The following is a 21,335-nucleotide window of genomic DNA, read 5'->3' on the forward strand; positions in this document are numbered from 1 at the left end:
GTTTTTCAATCCGCAAGGCTTTGAAAGGTTGTCGGCGGGGTCGGCCATTTATTGAAGTTTTTTTTCATTTATCAGTACGGCGTCGCAAAACGGGCCTTGCTTCAACCCGCGAGCATCGGATAAGTGAACAGGCCGAAATGCAGCAGGTTCAGGCCAAAATGCGTGGCGATCGCTGCAGCAAGCCCGCCAAATCGGTAGGCCAGACCATAGCCGACACCCGCCAGGCCCGCCAGCAACACCCATTGCCAGCCAGCGCCCACATGCACCAGGCCGAACAGCAGGGACGCGAGCAGCAGCGCGAGGTTGTCGCCGTAGGGCAGGTGTTTGAAACGCCGGCTGAGGCCACCCTGTATATAGCCGCGAAACAGCGCCTCTTCGACCAGCGTCACCAGCAGCAGATTGTTCAGCACCCACAGCCACGCCTGATCCGGCCATTTCGGTGCCCAGGTGATCATGCCCAGCAACACCGCGCCGCCCAGCGCCAGAATCACACTCAACGTCAGTGCCAGCGCGGTGGCGTAGACCGTCAGGCGCAACGAGCGCCGCGCGACGATCCACGGGCAAACCAGCAACAGCCAGAAGCCGATCAGCGGTTTGTCGAGATTCACGAACATCGAGAACGGCACGGCGTTGTCAGTGAAACGTTGCGCGGGGATGGCCCGGCCGTTGTAGAAACCCGGCAGCCAGTGCATGGCCAGCGCCACGGCCAGCACGATAAACAGGCCATGGCCGAGAAAACGCCCCACCGGCACGGTTTGCTGGCGCACGGCGTAACCGGCGAAAACCAGCAGTGCAATGGAGATCAGCGCCAGCCAGCCGAGCTGGCCGAAGCTCAGCGCCAATCCGTAACCAAGGCTGAGAAGCCCGAGATAGAGCCATGGCAGAGCTGTCATGGAAAGTCCTTGTGCACGATTTGTGGACAGGCTTTCTACACGGCTGGGGGCGAGGGGACAAGTGAAGGTGTGGCGAGAAACCGGGACAACTCGCAAACCTGTGGCTGACACTGAGACCTGTGAGAGACCTGTGGGAGCTGGCTTGCCAGCGATGGCGTCTGCACAGTCGACATCTTCATTAACTGACTCACCGCTATCGCTGGCAAGCCAGCTCCCACAAGTTCTCGGGTGTGGCTGAAATGTCAGCGCAGGTTGAGTTTCGCCGCCGCACGCTCGGTGATTTCAGTGCGCAGTTTCAGCGAAGGCGCTGCACGCTTGCGGGCTTCTTCAACAACAGCACCCGGCGCCGTCTCCGGGCTACCCGCATCAAACGGCGGCGCCGGCGCATATTCCAGCTGCAACTGCACCAGTTGCGCCGTGTCGACGCCCACCAGCTCCTGCGCCAGGGTCAGGGCAAAATCGATCCCGGCCGTGATGCCGCCCCCGGTGAACAGATTGCCGTCGCGCACCACCCGATCCTTCACCGGGATTGCGCCCAATGTCGGCAGCAGATCGTGATAAGCCCAGTGCGTGGTCGCCCGTTTGCCCTGCAACAGTCCCGCCGCGCCAAGCACCAGCGAACCGGTGCACACCGACGTCACGTAACGCGCCTGCGCGGCTTGCGCCTTGATAAAGGCCAGCGTCTGTTCATCCTCCATCAACGGCCCGACCCCGGCGCCGCCGGGTACGCAGATCACGTCCAGATCCGGGCAATCCTCGAACGTGGTGGTGGGTTTCAGCACCAGCCCGGTGCTGGAAGTCACCGGCACCAGATCTTTCCAGACCAGATGCACTTGCACGTCCGGCAATGAGGCCAGCACGTCGTACGGGCCGGTCAGGTCGAGTTGCTGCACCTGGGGAAACAACAGAAAACCGATCTGCAACGCCATGATTCTTCTCCGTGAAAAGGGGGTAGACGGCTTCACTGTAGGCGCGTAGGTTTTGGCGCATACGCCAATCAGCCCACGAATTACGCCAAATGCCGAAAACCATCCACGTACTCGCGTTCGCCAATGTGCAACTGCTCGATGTCACCGGCCCGTTGCAGGTCTTCGCCTCGGCCAACGACATCGCCCGCCAGCAGGGTTTGCCCGCGCCGTATGCGCCAACGGTCATCGCCAGTGGCGGCGGGGCGGTGAGTTCTTCCGCCGGGTTGGCGATGCTGGCCGAACCACTGCCGAAACAGCCCAGTGATACGCTGATCATCGCCGGCGGCTGGGGCGTTTACGCCGCTGCCGAAGACACCGGGTTGGTGAGTTGGGTGCGTGAACACGCCAACGGCTGTCGACGCGTGGCTTCGGTCTGCACCGGCGCCTTTCTGCTGGCGGCCAGCGGCTGGCTCGACGGTCGCCGGGTCGTCACCCACTGGACCCGCTGTGAGCAACTGGCGCAGCAGCACCCGCGCTTGCAGGTCGAACCCAATCCGATCTTCATCAACGACGGCCCGGTCTGGACCTCGGCGGGCGTTACCGCCGGCATCGACCTGGCGCTGGCCATGGTCGAAGACGACCTCGGCCGCGACATGGCCCTGGACGTCGCCCGGCAACTGGTGGTGTTCCTCAAACGCCCGGGCGGGCAGTCGCAATTCAGCGTGACGCTGTCGCTGCAAAAACAGGGCAACCGCTTCGACGATCTGCACGCGTGGATTGCCGAGCACCTGACCTGCGACCTGGGCATCCCGACCCTCGCCGAACAGGCCGGCATGAGCGAACGCAGCTTCGTGCGCCACTACCGCGCCGACACCGGCCAGACCCCGGCCCGGGCCATCGAACTGATCCGCGTTGAAACCGCGCGCCGGTTGTTGAGCGATACCGGATTGCCGATCAAACGGGTTGCGGCCAATTGTGGGTTTGGCAGTGAAGAGACGTTAAGACGCAGTTTCCTGCGGGCCATGGGCGTGACGCCGCAAGCGTATCGGGAGCGTTTTTCGGTTAGCGCTGGAGCAGATCCAGTAATGCCTTGAGTGTTCCGCCCGGCGCTTCCTCGGGAATGTTATGCCCGACACCGGCCAGCACCCGCCGCTCATAAAGTCCGGTGAAGTGATGGTCATCTTCATCGTCCGCCGGTGCTGGGCCTACACCATCATCAGCACCGCACAGCGAAATCGTCGGAACGCCGATCGCCGGTTGTTTCTCCAGCGCTTGCTCCATCCACTCCAGCGCCGGATCGCCCGGCGCATACATGAAGCGATGGCGGTAGGAGTGAATCACCACCTCAACGAAATCCGGGTTGTCGAACGCCGGCGCGCTCAGCGGAAAACGCTCGGCGTTCCGCGCCCAGGTCGGTGACCACAATTGCCACAGCAACTCGCACAGCGCCCGTCGATTCTGCGTCAGCCCTTCAACGCCACGGGGTGTGTGGAAGTAGTACTGATACCAGTAACGATGCTCGCTCTGCGGATCCAGCGGCTGGACCGAATTCGGAATGTCCTGCAGGTTGTAGCCATCGCCCGTCACCAACCCGCGCACCCGCTCAGGGAACAGCGCCGCCACAATGCACGCCGCCCGACCGCCCCAGTCGTAACCGCACAACGTCGCTTGTTCGATACCCAGTGCGTCCATCAGATCCAGCAGATCCTGAGCCAGCGCCGCTTGCTGGCCGGAGCGCAACGTGTCCGAGCTGTTGAAACGGGTCGGCCCGTAGCCGCGCAGGTACGGCACGATCACCCGATAACCTTTGGCGGCGAGGGGCGAGGCGATTTCGTCGTAGGCGCGGGGGGAGTAGGGGAAGCCGTGAAGAAGGATGACCGGCGTGCCGTTTTCCGGGCCGTGATGCTCGTAGCCGATGGTCAGGCTTTCAGTTTTGCAAAACTGCATCACGGCTTGGGTCATACGGGATTCCTCAAGTTTCGGCTTCCGCCACCTGATTGAAATACTTGCTGCGATCCGGCGTAAACGTCACCACCATCTTGGTCCGCGAGCAGGTCATGACCCGTTCGGAACCCAGGTCGATATCCAGATCTTCCCCACGCAACCCCTGCCACTGGGCGAGGTATTTCAGTGATCCGTATTTTTCATTCTTTTTCAGGCTGCGACTGACTCCACCTTTCCAGCCCAGCACCGGCAACTCATCGGCGCTGCAGCGTTGGGCGAGGTCGGGGAAGCGGGTGGCGCGCTGGCGGCCGATTTCCCAGCATTTGATCAGGCCCTTGTCGGCGGCTTCCCACAGTTCGTCGCGGGTCAGGCCAGACCTCAACGGGGAATCGATGGGGCGGTGGATGCGTTGGCTCATTCTGGTTCCTTGAATCGGGTTTTTATTGGACAGCTCCGCTGTGCCCGTTGCGGTGGATGGTAGGGGGGGATGTAACAGCTGGCAACAAGGTATTTCGGGGTGTAAGTGCGAGTCGAGGGCCAAGCGTTACACGGGGTTGGCAGGTTTTTGCAGGTCGCGCCTTCAACAAGTTGTATCGAAAGGAATCGATTGTGTGGGCCAGCCCTTCAACCGCAAGGCTTGGGGGTGTTTGCCGTTCGTAGGTAGCCATCCTACAAACGGCAATTGGAGTTGAGATCTTTCTTACAGGCTCTGGCGAAGAAGGATGACTACGGTTGCCAGTAATTCTTCTCCCCGCTCAACTTGCGATCGAGAAAACTCGCCGCGCTGATCAGCGCCAGATGGGTCAACGCCTGAGGCGTGTTGCCCAGATGCCGTCCACGGTTGTCGAATTCCTCCGCGTACAGACCCAGCGGATTGGCGTAACGCAGCAGTTGCTCGAATTCCAGATGGGCCTTTTCCACTTGCCCGGCCCGAGCCAGACACTCGACGTACCAGAACGAGCATGCGGCAAAAGCGCCTTCAGTGCCCGACAAACCGTCGATGCCGGCATCGTCGTTGCGATAGCGGTAAACCATGCCGTCACGCACCAGATGCTTCTCGATCGCTTCCAGCGTCGCCAGCCATTTCGGATCCTTGGCGCTGACGAAGCGCACCAACGGCATCAGCAGCATCGAGCCATCCAGCGCGGTGCCGCCCTGGTATTGCACGAAATGCCCGCGCTCTTCGTTCCAGAAGTTGTCCCAGATGTCGGCGTGGATGGCCTGACGGGTCTGGTCCCAGCGGGCGAAGGGCGCCGGCAGCGAGCGTTTCGAGGCCAGGCGGATCGCCCGGTCCAGCGCCACCCAGCACATCAGGCGCGAGTGCAGGAAGTGATGTTGCTCACCGCGCATTTCCCAAATGCCTACGTCCTTGGTCTGCCAGGTCTCACAGACCTGATCGACCACTTCCATCACATGTTTCCAGCCTTCGTGGGAAATCGCGTCGCCGTATTTGTTGACCAGGTAAACGGCGTCCATCAGTTCGCCGAAGATATCCAGTTGAATCTGGTCGTAGGCACCATTGCCGATGCGCACCGGTTTTGCGCCGCCATGTCCCGACAAATGCGTGAGTTCGGTTTCCGGCAGTTCCTGGCGCCCGTCGATGGCGTAGAGGATGTTCAGCTTCATCGGCCGGCCGCTGCAATCGCTGACCCGACCGCGCAGCCAGCGCATGTAGGCGTTGGCTTCGTCGACAAAGCCCAGGCGCATGAAGGCGTAGACAGTGAACGAGGCGTCGCGGATCCAGGTGTAGCGATAGTCCCAGTTGCGTTCGCCGCCGGGTGTTTCCGGCAGGCCGAAGGTGGCGGCGGCGAGGATTGCGCCGTGCTGGCGCGAGGTCAGCAGCTTCAAGGCCAGGGCCGAGCGGTTGACCATTTCCCGCCAGCGACCGCGATAGTTGGACTGGCCGATCCAGTCGCGCCAGAACTTCAGGGTGCGTTCGATGCACAGCTGCGCGGCGCCTTCGGCAAAACGCGGATCGTCGCTGGCGCCGAGCATGAACGCCGCCGTTTCATCCTGCTTGAGGGTGAATTGCCCGACCGCTGCAGCGTTATCGACGCTCAAGGTTTGATCCGAGGCCAGCCGCAGGGTCGGCTGCCCGCTGGCGCTGAACAGCACATCCTTTTGATCGATGACGGCGCGGGTATCAGCACGGGCATAGTCATGCCGAACGGCGCAGCGCAGATGAAACGTCGCCTGCCCGCTGACCACCCGCACCCGGCGCATCAACAGCGGCAGTGCATCGTCGTTGTCGCCGATGGGCAGCAGATCGGTGATTTCCACCACGGCGTGATCGCTGAGCCAGCGGGTTTGCAGGACGTTGGTGTCCGGCAGGTAAATCTGCTCGCGCCGGGCATCGGGCAGGTCCGGTGCGAGCTGAAAAATCCCCGCTTCGGGGGTGTCCAGCAGCGAGCAGAAGATCGACGGGCTGTCGAACTCCGGCCAGCAGAAGAAATCCACGCTGCCCTTGTCATTGACCAGCGCGGCGCTGCGCATGTCGCCAATGATGCCGTGGGCGTCGATGGGGCTTTGTCGTTCGCAAGGATGCTCAGCCATTGCCGCGGAACTCCGGATAGAGGCTCATGCCGCCGTCGATGAACAGGGTGGTGCCGACGATGTAGTCCGAGGCATCGGAGGCGAGGAACACCACCGCGTTGGCCACGTCCTCGACATCGCCGATGCGACCGTAGGGGATGAGTTTGAGCAGCGCTTGCCCGGCGTCGCCTTCGGTGGCGTCTTCATTGATGGCCGTGCGGATCGCTCCTGGCGCGATGCCGTTGATGCGGATTCGCTGGTGGCTGACTTCCTGGGCCAGGGTCTGCATCAATTGATCGACGCCGCCCTTGGACGCTGCGTAATTGACGTGCCCGGCCCAGGGAATGCGCTGGTGCACCGAGCTCATGTGGATGATCTTGCCGGCAGCCCGGGACACGCCTTCGCGCACGCCCTGGCGATTGAAGATCCGCAGCGCGGCGCGGGCGCAGAGGAACTGGCCGGTGAGGTTGACGCCAATCACCGCGTTCCAGTCGGCCAGCGACATATCCACCGCCGCCGCGTCTTTTTGCAGGCCGGAATTGGCCACCAGAATGTCCAGCGTTCCGAAGGCATCGAGGGTGTGCTGGAACAGTCGCTCCACGTCCTCTTCCCTCGACACATCCGCGCCGATGGCGATGGCCTGACCACCGTCGGCGACGATCTGCCGGGCCAGCGCTTCGGCCGGCTCGGCCTGCCGGTTGTAGTTGATGACCACGGCGGCACCGGCGGCGGCCAGGGCCTTGGCGGCACCGTGGCCGATGCCGGAACTGGCGCCGGTGACCAGTGCCACCTGACGGGCGAGGGAAATCTGCATGCAGGGGTGCGCCTTGGGTTGTGGGCTTATTTAGCTGACTGATGGCCGGCGACGAGAGTTCATCCGCGTACATGAAATCATCGACAGCGTTATGCGGCAGCGATTGGCCCTGCACGCCACAGGGACTTCACACTCCACCAACAATTCCTCGCTTCCCCGGCCGTCAGGCTTTGTGGCAACTTGGCCGCCCCTGATGAGGCTGCATCCGATGGCAAACCCTTACCGCGAACTGTTCAACGCCCCCGGCGCCCGGGCTTTTGTCATTGCCGCGATGGTCGCGCGCATGCCGATTTCCATGACCGGTATCGGCGTGATCACCATGCTCTCTCAATTGACCGGCGGCTACGCGCTGGCGGGTGGGGTGGCGGCGACATTTGCCCTGGCCACGGCGTTTTGCGCGCCGCAGGTGTCACGGCTGGTGGACCGTTTTGGCCAGGGGCGGGTGCTGCCGGTGGCGGCGCTGATCGGCGGGGGCGCGCTGCTGATGTTGCTGCTGTGCACCCGTTTGCAGGCGCCGACCTGGACCCTGTTTGTCTGCGCCGCGCTGGCCGGTTGCATGCCGAGCATGTCGGCGATGGCGCGGGCGCGCTGGACCGAAATCTATCGCGGCCAGCCGCAGTTGCAGACGGCCTATGCGCTGGAGTCGGTGCTCGACGAAGTCTGCTTCATTGTCGGCCCGCCGTTGTCGGTGGGCTTGTGCGTCGGCGTGTTTCCCGAGGCCGGGCCACTGGCGGCGCTGTTGATGCTGGCGATTGGCGTGACGGCGTTTGTTGCCCAGCGCAGCACCGAGCCGCCGGTGCATCCGCACGAATCGCAGCATCAGGGCTCGATCATTCGTTCGACCGACGTGCAATGGCTGCTGGCGTTGATGCTCGCCATGGGCGTGATTGTCGGCGTGGTGGATGTGGTCAGTGTCGCGTTCGCTCAGCAGCAGGGCCAGCCGGCGGCGGCGAGCATTGTGCTGTCGGTGTATGCCATCGGTTCCTGTCTGGCCGGTATCGCCTTCGGCGCGATGCGCTCGAAGCTGCCGTTGCCCAGATTGTTTCTGTATGGTGGGATTGCGACGGCGGTGACTACGCTGCCGTTGCTGCTGGCGAGCAACATTTTCGGGTTGGCCGTGGCGGTGTTCATCGCCGGGCTGTTCTTCTCACCGACCCTGATCGTGGCGATGGCGTTGATCGAACGCATTGTGCCGCCGGCCAAACTCACCGAAGGCCTGACCTGGCTGGTGACCGGTTTGAGCATCGGCGTGGCCATCGGCGCCGCTGGCTCCGGCGCATTGGTGGATGCGTTCGGTGCGCGCAGCGGCTTCTGGCTGGCGATTGCCGCCGGGGCGGTGGTGCTGGGCTCGGCGGTGCAGAGCTTTCGTCACCTCAAATAATGCCGGTCACCAGCCCCGGCCCGAGTTCACCCAGAAGTTGACGGAAAGCGACGTCGAGACGGATTCCACCTGATGGAACCAGCCTTCGGGCAGGAACAACAGATCCCCGGCCTCCAGGGTCACGCGCAGGAATGTCACGTCGCGGGCGGCGGGGAAGCGCTCATAATCCGGCGCGTCCGGGTTGAAATCGCAGCCGTCCAGCCCACCCTCGGGCGCAGTGGACCAGGTGCCCAGCGCTTCACGGTGGTGGGGCGCGGCGAGGGTGAATTTCTTCTGGCCCCAGACCTGGGCGAACAGGTTGTCGGAGTCGTCGCGGTGCAGCGGCGTCAGCGTGCCCTTGGGGCCGATCCAGATCCGTGGCGGGATGAACAGCGACGCATCGAAGTAGGGCGGGTATTTAATCTGCTGCATCAGGGCGGCCGGCAGGATGTTGTTGCCCATGTACGCCGGCGGCTCGCCGTCCGCGCCCTTGACTGCCGGGCTGTCCAGTGAGGCGATGAAATCGGCCATCGAGGTGGAACGGAAATCCCGTTCGGTGGAGAAGGTTTTCTTCACGTAATCGCCGTGGCGGGTGATGCCTTGCAGTTCGGCGAAATGCACCAGCGACTCTTCGCGGCTGAGCTTGAACAGCGGCCAGTCGTGCAAGGCATTGCTGATGACCACCGGCGTGCCGGCGGGCAGATAGCGCTCCTTGAACTCCTGAAGTGACAATTCGCTGCGCGGCCGGCGTTCGACGACGGTCTGCACCGGTCGTGCGGCGGTGATGGTTTCACTGCGGCGCGGCGGAGTCGGGTAGCGCTTGTTCATGTCGACCTTCTGCGCCGGCGCCCCCCCGTAGCGGGCGTGGTCGATGATCTGCGGCAGCATTGTCGCCAGGCCCATGTTGCCGCCGATCTTCAGCCGACCGCTGGCGAACAGTTCTTCGACGTTGGCAGTACCGGACATGATCCCGGCAAAATCGTCGGGCGTCACCTCAATGGTCACGTCCGGGCTCGGGTGTCGACCGGCCTCGGTGCGGGTGCTGGCCTTGACCTCGGACCAGCACGCCAGCTGTGGACCCAGCACGAATTGGAAAACGCCTTCGATGCCGACGGCGCCGGCATTGGCGAACAGTTTGCCCAGGATGGTCTGCAGGTCCACGGTGAATCCTCGTTGTTGTTTTGGCCTGAACGGTTAACGAGGGTTTGTGGGGGGAATTTAGTCACCGCCGACTAATTTGCCCGGTCGTTGATCCGTAACCTCATGAAGAGACATTTTTCGAGGGAAACGTGGTGAACAAGTTGACCCTGCTGTGCCTGCCGTACTCCGGCGCCAGTGCCATGGTCTACAGCCGCTGGCGGCCGAAGCTGCCGCAATGGCTGCAACTGCAACCGGTGGAACTGCCGGGGCGCGGCGCACGGTTCGACGAGCCGCTGCACACCGACATGCGCGTACTGGCGATGCAACTGGCCAGGGAATTGCGCCCGACACTCAAAACCCCTTATGCGCTGTTCGGCCATAGCCTGGGCGCGCTGATGGCCTGCGAAATCGCCCATGCACTGCGCGCGCTGGGTTGCCCGGAGCCGGTGGCGCTGTTCGCTTCGGGCACTGCGGCGCCGACCATGCGCGCCGATTACGACCGCGGTTTTGCCGACCCGAAGACCGACGCCGAACTGATCGACCAGCTGCGCACGCTCAACGGCACTAGCGAGGAAGTGCTGGCCAACGCAGAGTTGATGAGCCTGACCCTGCCGATCCTGCGCGCGGATTTCCTGCTCTGCGGCAAATTCCAGCCGTTGCAGCGCCCGTTGCTCAATTGCCCGGTGCATGTGTTGGGCGGCAAGGCCGACAAGGCCACCACTGAACAATTGATCGGCTGGAGCAAGGAAACCTCCGGCAGCTTCTCGGTGGACATGCTGGCCGGCGGGCACTTCTTCATTCATGAACACGAAGCCAGGGTGCTCAAGGTGATCAAGGATCAACTGGAGGTGCATCACCGTCGCCATGCCATGGCTGCAACCGCCTGAGCACCGAAACGATCTGTGGGAGCGAGCCTGCTCGCGATAGCTATTTTGCAGACGATGCTGCGTTGTTTGTCGAACCGCCATCGCGAGCAGGCTCGCTCCCACAGGATTTTGTTTACCACTGAAATCCGCGCTTTACCTCCCGCCTGACACTTCTTCTCAATCGCTAATTTTTCCGGTCTGCATTCGTTTTATAGGGACGACGTGCCTTTGTGCGGCCTGTGCCTACTGATCCGGATGCCAAGAAATGAATGCAGAAGACTCCTTGAAACTCGCTCGCCGGTTTATCGGGTTGCCCCTGGAAAAGCGCCAGATGTTCCTGGCTGCCCTGGCGAAAGAAGGGGTGGATTTTTCCCGGTTCCCGATTCCCGCAGGCGTCGAGGCCGAGGATCGGCAGGCGCTGTCGTATGCCCAGCAACGCATGTGGTTTCTCTGGCATCTGGACCCGCAAAGCGGCGCCTACAACCTGCCGGCGGCGGTGCGCCTGACCGGTCGCCTGAACCAGCCGGCGCTGGAGCAAGCCTTCGCCAGCCTGATCGAACGTCACGAAACCCTGCGCACGGTGTTCCAGCAGCAGCCTGACGACAGCCTGCTGCAAGTGCCGCTGCAACAACCGCTGGACATCCAGCGCATCGACCTCAGCGATTTGCCTGCCGCCGAACGTGAAGCCCGTGTGGCCGCCGCCGCGCAGGAGCAATCGCTGCTGCCGTTCGATCTGGCCAACGGCCCGCTGCTGCGGGTGCGCCTGTTGCAACTGGCCGAGCAGGAACACGTGCTGTTGCTGACCTTGCACCACATCGTCTCCGACGGCTGGTCCATGAACGTGCTGATCGACGAATTCTGCCGCTGCTATGACGCCCACGATCAGGGCCGCGCTGCCGAACTGCCGCCGCTGACGGTGCAATACAGCGACTACGCCCTGTGGCAGCGCCGCTGGCTGGAGGCGGGCGAACAGCAGCGTCAACTCGACTACTGGCTGGCGCAGATGGGCGACGAACATCCGGTACTGGAATTGCCGGTGGATCACCCGCGCCCGGTGCTGCCGAGCAATCAGGGTCGGCGTCTGGAACGCGTGGTGGACGCTGCGCTGGTCGAGCAATTGCGCGGCATCGCCCGTCAGCACGGCGTGACGCTGTTCATGCTGTTGCTCGGCACCTTCAATATTCTGCTGCACCGTTACACCGGCCAGACCGACCTGCGCGTCGGAGTGCCGATTGCCAACCGCAACCGCCGGGAAATCGAAGGGCTGATCGGTTTCTTCGTCAACACTCAGGTGCTGCGCGTCGAACTGGACGGCCAGACCTCCATCGCCGATCTGCTGCGTGACCTCAAGGAAACCGCCCTCGGCGCCCAGGCCCACCAGGACTTGCCGTTCGAGCGTCTGGTCGAGGCGCTGAAACTGGAGCGCAGTCTCAGTTACAACCCGCTGTTCCAGGTGATGTACAACCACCAGCCGGAAGTCGCCGACGTCACCACGCTCAAGGTCGGCAGCGGTCTGGAGCTGGGCGTCATCGAGTGGGAAAGCCGCAGCACCCAGTTCGACCTGAGCCTGGACACCTACGAGAAGGGCGGGCAGCTGCACGCGGCGTTCACCTACGCCACGGATCTGTTCGAGCCGGAAACCATCGAGCGCATGGCGCGTCACTGGATGAACTTGCTGCACAGCATCGTCAGCGATCCGCAGCAGCGCGTCGGTGAAATTGCTTTGTTGGAAACGACCGAGCTCGAACAACTGACTCAGGACTGGGGCCGTCACGACACCCAATGGCCGAGCGAGCGCCCGGTGCATCAACTGTTCGAAGCCCAGGCCGAACTGACAGCGGATGCCGTCGCGCTGATTTTCGACGGCCAGCGACTGACCTACACCCAGCTCAACGCCCGGGCCAATCGCCTGGCGCGCACGCTGCTGGCGCAAGGTGTCGGCCCGGACGTGCTGGTGGGCGTGGCGGTGGATCGCGGACTGGAACTGATCGTCGCGATTCTCGCCGTGCTCAAGGCCGGCGGCGCTTATGTGCCGCTGGATCCGCAATACCCGCGCGATCGCCTGCTGTGCATGATCGAAGACAGTGGCAGCCGCTTGCTGCTGACTCAAAGCCATTTGCTCGACCGTTTGCCGGTGCCGCAGAACGTCCAGAGCCTGTGTCTGGATCAGGCCGAAATCTGGGCCCACACCGATGAAAGCAATCCGCAACGCACCGTGTGGGCCGACAACCTCGCCTACGTGATGTTCACCTCCGGCTCCACCGGTCGCCCGAAAGGCGTCGGCATCAGCCACGGAGCCCTGAGCAAACACGCATTCGCCTCGCAGCATTACTACGGCCTGAGCGCTGCCGATTGTGCGCTGCAATTTGCGACCTTCAACTTCGATGCATTCGGCGAGCAGCTGTTCGGCCCGCTGACCTGTGGCGCCTCGGTGGTGCTGCGCGGCAACGAAGTGTGGGACAGCGAAACCCTGTACCGGAACATTGTTGAACACCGCATCACGGTCATGGACCTGACCACCGCTTACTGGAACATGATCGCCAAGGAATTCGCCGCCGCCGGCCCGCGTGACTACGCGGCGCTGCGTCAGGTGCACAGCGGCGGTGAAGCGATGCCGCCGGAAGGTGTGCAGGCCTGGCGTCAGGCCGGGCTCGAGCACGTCAAACTGCTCAACACCTACGGCCCGACCGAGGCCACCGTTACGGCGACTACCCTCGATTGCAGCGACTACGTGTTCGGTCGCCAGCCGTTGCAATTGACAATGCCGATAGGTCAACCACTGCCGGGTCGTCACACTTATCTGCTGGATGCTGACGGCCAGCCGACCCCGGTCGGTGTGGTCGGTGAACTGCTGATCGGGGGTGAATTGCTCGCGCGCGGTTACTTCCAGCGTGCCGATCTGACTGCCGAACGCTTCATTCCCGATCCGTTTTCCAGCACTGGGGCGCGCCTGTATCGCACCGGCGACCTGGCGCGTTACAACGCCCTCGGCCAGCTCGAATACGTCGGCCGGGTTGACCATCAAGTGAAGATCCGTGGTTTCCGTATCGAGCTGGGCGAAGTCGAAGCGCGCCTGCTGGAACTGAACGACGTCAGCGAAGCCGTGGTGCTGGCAGTGCAGGGCGGCAGCAGCCTGCAACTGGTGGCGTATGTGGTGCCGAAAGATGCGTCCGTGGTTGCAGCGACGGTCGACGAACAAGGCGCGGCGCGGGAAGCGATCAAGGCGCAGCTCAAGGACAGCCTGCCGGATTACATGGTGCCGACGCAGCTGTTGTTCCTCGCCGAACTGCCCCTGAGCCCGAACGGCAAACTGGACCGCAAGGCCTTGCCGGCGCCAGACGCCAGCCAGATGCAGCAGGCGTTCGTCGCGCCGCGCAGCGAGCTGGAGCAGAAAATCGCCGGCATCTGGCAGGACGTGCTCAAGCTCGAACGGGTCGGCCTCACCGACAACTTCTTCGAACTGGGCGGTGATTCGATCATCTCGATTCAGGTGGTCAGCCGCTCGCGTCAGGCCGGGATTCATTTCAGCCCTCGCGATCTGTTCCAGCATCAGACCGTACAAGGTCTGGCCAGCGTGGCGCAGCAGGGCAGCGGTAGCGTGAGCATCGATCAGGGCCCGGTGACCGGCGAACTGCCGTTGCTGCCGATCCAGCAGGTGTTCTTCGAAGACCCGATTCCCCAGCGTCACCACTGGAACCAGGCGGTGCTGCTGCGCAGCCACCAAGCCCTGAACGCCGAAGCACTGTTGCAGGCGCTGAATGCATTGCTTGCCCATCACGACGGCCTGCGTTCGCGCTTCGTTGAAGGCACCGAAGGCTGGCGTGCCGAAGTGGCGCCAACGGCTTATGATCCGGAACTGTTGTGGACCGCCGACACGCTGGCCGACAGCGAACGGCAAGCGCTGTACGCCAAGGCCCAGCAAAGCCTGAACCTGCAAAACGGCCCGCTGCTGCGCGCGGTGCTGGCGACCGTCGCCGATGGCAGTCAGCGTCTGCTGCTGGCGGTGCATCACCTGGTGGTGGACGGTGTGTCGTGGCGGATTCTGCTGGAAGACCTGCAACTGGCTTATCAACAGGCTGCGCAAAAAAACGCAATCAAACTGCCGGCGAAAACCAGCGCCTACAAGGTCTGGGGCGAGCATCTGCAAGCTTATGCCGCGACCGAGTCGTTGCAGGCCGAACTGGGATTCTGGAAGCAACAACTCGACGGCGCGGCACTGGATCTGCCCTGCGACAACCCGCAGGGCAGCCTGCAAAGCCGTCACGCCCTGGTGCTGCACAGCCGCCTCGACAAAACCTTCACCCAGCAATTGCTGCAACAGGCCCCGGCCGCTTACCGCACACAGGTCAACGATCTGCTGCTGACCGCACTGGCGCGAGTCATCAGCCGCTGGACCGGCCACGCCGACACCCTGATTCAGCTGGAAGGCCACGGCCGCGAAGACCTGTTCGACGACATCGACCTGACCCGCACCGTCGGCTGGTTCACCAGTCTGTTTCCGGTACGTCTGACACCGGCGGATTCCGTTGCGGCGGCGATCAAGCAGGTCAAGGAACAACTGCGCGCCATTCCGAACAAAGGCATCGGTTTCGGTGTGCTGCGCCATCTGGGCGAGGCGTCCACCCAGGCCTGCCTCAAGGCGCTGGCGATGCCGCGCATCACCTTCAACTACCTCGGCCAGTTCGATGGCAGCTTCGATGCCGAGGACGGTGCACTGTTCAGCCCGGCCGGTGAAAGCGCCGGGCTCGAGCAAAGCCTCGACGCGCCGCTGGACAACTGGCTGGGCGTCGAAGGTCAGGTCTACGACGGCGAACTCGACTTGCGCTGGACCTTCAGCCGCGAGCAATTCAACGAGGCGACCATCGCCCGTCTGGCCGAGGATTACGAGCGCGAACTGCAAGCCTTGATCAGCCATTGCTGCGACGCGGATTCGATGGGCGTGACGCCGTCGGACTTCCCGCTGGCGCACATCGATCAGGCGCAACTGGACGCGATCCCGGTGCCGGCCGCGGGCATCGAAGACATCTATCCGCTGTCGCCGATGCAGCAGGGCATGCTGTTCCACACCTTGTACGAACAGGGCGCCGGCACTTACATCAACCAGTTGTGCGTCGATGTCGACGGCCTCGATCCCGAGCGTTTCCGTGCGGCGTGGCAAGCGACCATGGACGCTCACGACATCCTGCGCAGCGGCTTCATCTGGCAGGGCGAATTGCAGGAGCAACTGCAAATCATCCATCGCCAACTGGCGCTGCCGTACACGCTGCTCGACTGGCGTGAACACAGCGACATCGCCCAGGCCCTCAAGGATTTCACCGCCGCCGATCTGGCCGAAGGGTTCGACCTGACTCAGGCCGGGCTGCTGCGCGTGACCCTGATCCGCGTCAGCGATAACCGACATCACCTGATCTTCACCAACCACCACATCCTGATGGACGGCTGGAGCAGCGCGCAGATGCTCGGCGAAGTCCTGCAGCGTTATGCCGGCCAGCAACCCCCGCGTCCGATCAGCCGTTACTCGGATTACATCCAGTGGCTGCAACGTCAGGACGCGGCGGTCAGCGAAGCGTTCTGGCTGCAACAACTGGCGGATTTCCACGAGCCGACGGTGCTGGCGCAAGCTGCGGCCGGCGGTGGCGAAGTTCGCAGCGAGGTCGGTCATCTGCTCAAGCATTACGACCTCGAAGCGTCGCGCACCGGTCGTCTGAATGCGTTTGCCCGGGAGCAGAAAGTCACCGTCAACACCTTGGTGCAAGCCGCGTGGCTGCTGCTGTTGCAGCGCTACACCGGCAGCGCCTGCGTGGCGTTCGGCACCACCGTGGCCGGGCGTCCGGCGGAACTGGTGGGCATCGAGCAGCAGGTCGGTCTGTTCATCAACACCTTGCCGTTGATTGCGGGCAGTCGTCCCGATCAGACCGTGGCCGCGTGGCTGGCGGCGGTGCAGGCGCAGAACCTGTCGCTGCGCGAGTTCGAACACACACCGCTGGCGAGCATTCAGCGCTGGGCCGGGCAGGGCGGCGAGTCGCTGTTCGACACGCTGCTGGTGTTCGAGAACTTCCCGATTTCCGAAGCGCTGCAACACGGCACCGCCGAAGGCGTGGTGTTCGGCGAAGTCGCCAACCAGGATCAGACCCACTATCCGCTGACCCTCGGCGTGACGCTGGGCGAAACCCTGGCGCTGCACATGAGCTTCGACCAGGCGCATTTCAGCGTCGCCACGGTCGAGCGCCTGAGCGCGCAGTTGCTGCATCTGCTGGAACAGTTCGCTGAATCCGCCGAGCGTCGTCTCGGTGAAATCGCTTTGGCCACGGCTGACGAACATGCGCGGCAACAGGCGCAAAATCATCCGCAGGCGTACCCGACCGATATCGCCGTGCACCAGCGCTACGCCCGATTGGCGGCGCTGCAGCCTGATCGCACGGCGGTCATTTTCGATGGCAAGCATTACAGCTACGGCGAACTGGATGCCCGGGCCAACCGTCTGGCCCATGAACTGGTGGCCCGTGGCGTGCGCGCCGAAGTGCGGGTCGGCGTGGCGATGCCGCGCGGCGAAGGTCTGATCGTCGCCTTGCTGGCGGTGCTCAAGGCCGGCGGCGCCTATGTGCCGCTCGACACCAGCTACCCGCGCGAGCGTCTGGCGTACCTGATGCAGGATTGCGGTCTGGCGCTGCTGCTGAGCGATTCCCGCGTGTCGGCGCAACTGCCTATCGACGACGCCATGAGCGTGCTGGAACTGGATCGCCTCGACCTCAGCGGCCATTCGGCGCAGGCGCCGGTGGTGACGATCGATCCGGACAATCTGGCCTACGTGATTTACACCTCCGGCTCCACCGGCAACCCGAAAGGCGTCAGCGTCACCCACGGGCCGCTGGCGATGCACTGCCTGGCCATCGGTGAGCGCTATGAAATGCGCGACAGCGATTGCGAATTCCACTTCATGTCGTTCGCCTTCGACGGCGCCCATGAGCGCTGGCTGACCAGCCTGACCCACGGCGGCTCGCTGTTGATTCGCGACGACAGCTTGTGGACACCGGAGCAGACCTACAACGCGATGATCGAGCACGGCGTGACCGTGGTCGCGTTCCCGCCGGTGTACCTGCAACAACTGGCCGAACACGCCGAGCGCGTGGGCAATCCGCCAAAGGTGCGCATCTACTGCTTCGGCGGTGATGCGGTTCCGAATGCGAGTTTCGAACGGGTCAAGCGTGCGCTGAACCCGGAGTACATCATCAACGGCTACGGCCCGACCGAAACCGTGGTCACGCCACTGATCTGGAAGGCTGGTCGCGATGTGCCGTGCGGCGCCGCCTACGCGCCAATCGGCAGCCGCATCGGCGACCGCAGCGCGTACGTGCTCGACGCCGATCTGAATCTGTTGCCGCAAGGCATGGCCGGCGAGCTGTACCTCGGTGGCAGCGGCGTGGCCCGTGGTTACCTGAATCGCCCGGCGATGACTGCCGAGCGCTTTGTCGCGGACCCGTTCAGCGCAAGCGGTGGCGTGCTGTACCGCACCGGCGATCTGGTGCGCCAGCGTGCCGACGGCACGTTTGACTACCTGGAACGCATCGACAACCAGGTGAAGATCCGTGGTTTCCGTATCGAACTGGGTGAAATCGAAGCCAGTCTGCAAGCCCTCGACGGTGTGCGCGAAGCGGTGGTCGTGGCCCAGGAAAGCGCTGGCAGCAAACGGCTGGTGGCGTACGTCGTCGGCGATTCGCAACAGGCGGATTTCGCCGAGCAACTGCGGGCGCAACTCAAGGCCACGCTGCCAGCGCACATGGTCCCGGCCTACGTGCTGACCCTCGAGCGCATGCCGCTGACGCCGAACGGCAAACTCGATCGCAAGAACCTGCCCAAGCCTGACGTCAGCCAATTGCAGCAGTCTTACGTGGCGCCGCAAAGCGCGCTGGAGCAGCAACTGGCGACGATCTGGCAGGACGTGCTGAAGCTGGAACGCGTCGGCCTGACCGACAACTTCTTCGAGCTGGGCGGCGATTCGATCATCTCGATCCAGGTGGTCAGCCGCGCCCGTCAGGCCGGGTTGCGCTTCACCCCGAAAGATTTGTTCCAGCACCAGACCATTCAGGCCCTGGCCAATGTGGTGCAGACCGGCGAGCCGGTGCAACCGATCGATCAGCAACCGGTGACCGGCGAAACGGCGTTGCTGCCGATTCATCAGTGGTTCTTCGCCCAGCCGATTCCCGACCGTCATCACTGGAACCAGTCGGTGATGCTCAAGACCGCTCAGCTGTTGGATGCTTCTGTTCTGGAGCAGGCACTGGATGCACTGGTCGTGCATCACGACAGCCTGCGCCTGGACTTTGCCGAGCAACCGCAGGGCTGGACGGCGCAGTACCGCGATGTTGAAACCCGGGCCGGCGAAACCGTGCTGTGGCAAGTCGAGGTCGCCGATCTGGCGGCCCTTGAAGTGCTGGGCAATCAGGCCCAGCGCAGTCTGCAACTGAGCGGCGGTTCGCTGATCCGTGCGGTGCTGGCGGACCTGGCCGATGGCAGCCATCGTCTGTTGCTGGTGGTCCATCACCTGGTGGTGGATGGCGTGTCGTGGCGGATTCTGTTCGAAGACCTGCAAAGCGCTTACCGGCAAATCCAGTCGGGGGCGGCCGTGCAGCTGCCGGCCAAGACCAGTGCGGTGAAAGCCTGGACCGAAGCGTTGCAGGACTACGCCGGCAGCGCGCCGTTGCAAGCCGAGCTGGGCTTCTGGCAACAGCATCTGCAAGGCGCATCGAACACTCTGCCGTGCGACAACCCGCAGGGTGGCCAGCAACATTGCCAGGCCATGTCGATCCGCACGCCGCTGGACAAAACCCTGACCCGCCAACTGCTGCAAGAGGCCCCGGCGGCCTACCGCACCCAGGTCAACGACCTGCTGCTGACCGCGCTGGCGCGGGTGATGGTGCGCTGGACCGGTGACGACAATGTGCTGGTGCAACTGGAAGGGCACGGTCGTGAAGACCTGTTCGATCACGTCGACCTGACCCGCACCGTGGGCTGGTTCACCAGTCTGTTCCCGGCAAAACTGACCCCGACCGCTGACCTCGGCGCGTCGCTGAAACAGATCAAGGAGCAACTGCGGGCGATTCCGAACAAAGGCATCGGTTTTGGTGCGCTGGCGCACTTGGGTGACGACCACGCCCGGGCCGTCCTGCAGGCGTTGCCGACGCCGCGCCTGACCTTCAACTATCTGGGCCAGTTCGACGGCAGTTTAGAGGCCGGCGACGCAGCGCTGTTCGTGCCGACCAGCGAATCCGGCGGTGAAGAAGTCAACCTGCAAGGCCCGCTGGGCAGCCCGCTGGCCCTCGACGGCAAGGTGTTCAACGGCGAGCTGGACCTGAGCTGGACCTTCAGCCGCGAGATGTTCGAGCCGGCGACCATCCAGCGTCTGGCCGACGATTACCTGCAAGAGCTGACCGCGCTGATCGCCCATTGCTGCGACAGCTCCAACCGTGGCGTGACCCCGTCGGACTTCCCGCTGGCGACCCTGACCCAGGCCCAACTCGACGTACTGGCGCCACAGCCGCAGACCATCGACGACATCTACCCGCTGTCGCCGATGCAGCAGGGCATGCTGTTCCACACCTTGCTCGAACACGGCAACGGCGACTACATCAACCAGATGCGTCTGGACGTCGATGGCGTCGACCCGCAGCGTTTCCGCGCCGCGTGGCAAGCGGTGGTGGATGCTCATGACATCCTGCGCACCGGTTTCGTCTGGCAGGGCGATCTGGAGCAGCCGGTGCAAGTGGTGCAGCGTCAGCTCGAAGTGCCGTTCCGGGTACTCGACTGGAACGGTCAGAGCGACGTTGATGCCGCGCTGAAAAAACTTGCCGATGAAGAACGTGCCCAAGGCCTCGACCTGAGCTGCGCACCGTTGCTGCGTCTGGTGCTGGTGCGCATCGCTGAAAACCGTCATCACCTGATCTACACCAACCATCACATCCTGATGGACGGCTGGAGCAGTGCGCAGTTGCTCGGCGAAGTGTTGCAGCATTACAGCGGCGCAGCGGTGCCGCGTCCGACCGGGCGTTACCGCGATTACATCGCCTGGCTGCAGCGTCAGGACGCCGCGACTGCCGAAGCCTACTGGCTGGCGGCGCTGGGCAATCTGCAAGAGCCGACGCGTCTGGCCGATGCCATCGCGCGGCCGAGTGCCGGTCTGCCGAGCGTCGGTTATGGCGATCATTTCCAGGTGCTCGATGCCAGCCTGACCCAGCGTCTGGGCGAGTTTGCCCGAGCCTCGAAAGTCACCGTCAACACCCTGATGCAAGCCGCATGGCTGCTGCTGTTGCAGCGCTACACCGGCAAGGAGTGCGTGGCGTTCGGCGCCACCGTTGCCGGGCGCCCGGCGGATCTGCCGGGGGCCGAGCAGCAGGTCGGCCTGTTCATCAACACCTTGCCGGTGATCGCCGCGCCACAAGCGCAGCAGAGCCTGGCCAGTTGGCTGCAAGGCGTACAGGCGCAGAACCTGGCGCTGCGCGAGTTCGAGCACACACCGCTGGCGCAGATCCAGCGCTGGGCCGGGCAGGGCGGTGACGCGCTGTTCGACAGCCTGATGGTGTTCGAGAACTACCCGATTGCCGAAGCGCTGGAGCAAGGCGCGCCGCAGGGCCTGCGATTCGGTCCGGTGCAGAACCACGAACAGACCAACTATCCGTTGACCCTGCTGGTGCATCTGGGCGCCGAGCTGTCGGTGCACTTCAGCTACCAGCGCGACCGTTTTGCCGACGCCAGCGTGGCACAACTGGGCGCGCACTTGCAGCGTTTGCTCGAGCAGATGACCGAGGCGGGTGAGTGCTCGCTCAGCCAATTGCGTCTGATCGAGACGGCGCCGGTTTCCACCGACTTCGTCACCGATCTGTG

The 21,335-nt window shown here is 63.5% G+C and carries 10 protein-coding genes and 1 pseudogene; 4 read left to right on the forward strand and 7 right to left on the reverse strand.

Annotation, left to right across the window (positions count from 1 at the left end):
* Nucleotides 1–101: 101 nt before the first annotated feature.
* Nucleotides 102–893 carry a CPBP family intramembrane glutamic endopeptidase gene (locus NE357_RS09385; RefSeq protein ID WP_169429599.1) on the reverse strand — a complete coding sequence of 264 codons (792 nt, stop codon included), beginning with the start codon at nt 891–893 and terminating at the stop codon, nt 102–104.
* A 242-nt stretch (nt 894–1,135) separates the two neighbouring features.
* Nucleotides 1,136–1,822 carry an isonitrile hydratase gene (gene inhA / locus NE357_RS09390; RefSeq protein ID WP_169429600.1) on the reverse strand — a complete coding sequence of 229 codons (687 nt, stop codon included), beginning with the start codon at nt 1,820–1,822 and terminating at the stop codon, nt 1,136–1,138.
* A gap of 89 nt (nt 1,823–1,911) precedes the next feature.
* Between inhA and NE357_RS09395 the strand changes: the two genes are divergently transcribed.
* Complete coding sequence (locus NE357_RS09395; RefSeq protein ID WP_169429601.1) at nt 1,912–2,895, forward strand: GlxA family transcriptional regulator; 984 nt, start codon at nt 1,912–1,914, stop codon at nt 2,893–2,895.
* Here the strand turns inward: NE357_RS09395 and NE357_RS09400 are convergent.
* The 4 genes from NE357_RS09400 to NE357_RS09415 all read right to left on the reverse strand — a co-directional run bounded on the left by NE357_RS09400 (nt 2,864) and on the right by NE357_RS09415 (nt 7,091).
* Nucleotides 2,864–3,763: an alpha/beta fold hydrolase gene (locus NE357_RS09400; RefSeq protein ID WP_169429602.1), complete on the reverse strand. Its 900-nt coding sequence runs from the start codon at nt 3,761–3,763 to the stop codon at nt 2,864–2,866. The genes NE357_RS09395 and NE357_RS09400 overlap by 32 nt on opposite strands.
* Before the next feature lie 10 nt (nt 3,764–3,773).
* Complete coding sequence (locus NE357_RS09405) at nt 3,774–4,163, reverse strand: hypothetical protein (RefSeq protein WP_169429603.1); 390 nt, start codon at nt 4,161–4,163, stop codon at nt 3,774–3,776.
* A 308-nt stretch (nt 4,164–4,471) separates the two neighbouring features.
* Nucleotides 4,472–6,298, reverse strand: a complete 1,827-nt coding sequence (locus NE357_RS09410) for a glycoside hydrolase family 15 protein (RefSeq protein ID WP_169429604.1) — start codon at nt 6,296–6,298, stop codon at nt 4,472–4,474.
* Nucleotides 6,291–7,091 carry a glucose 1-dehydrogenase gene (locus tag NE357_RS09415; protein ID WP_169429605.1) on the reverse strand — a complete coding sequence of 267 codons (801 nt, stop codon included), beginning with the start codon at nt 7,089–7,091 and terminating at the stop codon, nt 6,291–6,293. The genes NE357_RS09410 and NE357_RS09415 overlap by 8 nt, the downstream gene beginning before the upstream one ends.
* A gap of 208 nt (nt 7,092–7,299) precedes the next feature.
* On the opposite strand from NE357_RS09415, the gene NE357_RS09420 reads away from it, so the two are divergent.
* Nucleotides 7,300–8,472: an MFS transporter gene (locus NE357_RS09420; RefSeq protein WP_169429606.1), complete on the forward strand. Its 1,173-nt coding sequence runs from the start codon at nt 7,300–7,302 to the stop codon at nt 8,470–8,472.
* 6 nt (nt 8,473–8,478) lie between these two features.
* Here the strand turns inward: NE357_RS09420 and NE357_RS09425 are convergent, their stop codons facing one another.
* Nucleotides 8,479–9,612, reverse strand: coding sequence for a cupin-like domain-containing protein (locus NE357_RS09425; RefSeq protein WP_169429607.1), 1,134 nt, complete (start codon nt 9,610–9,612; stop codon nt 8,479–8,481).
* Nucleotides 9,613–9,740: 128 nt separating this feature from the next.
* On the opposite strand from NE357_RS09425, the gene NE357_RS09430 reads away from it, so the two are divergent.
* Nucleotides 9,741–10,478 (forward strand): thioesterase II family protein, encoded by a 738-nt coding sequence (locus NE357_RS09430; protein ID WP_169429608.1) that lies wholly within the window; start codon nt 9,741–9,743, stop codon nt 10,476–10,478.
* Nucleotides 10,479–10,896: 418 nt separating this feature from the next.
* Nucleotides 10,897–21,276 (forward strand): annotated as a pseudogene (locus NE357_RS09435) (amino acid adenylation domain-containing protein); the annotation flags it as partial.
* Nucleotides 21,277–21,335 lie beyond the last annotated feature (59 nt).

It is taken from the genome of Pseudomonas sp. G7(2022) (assembly GCF_052660475.1).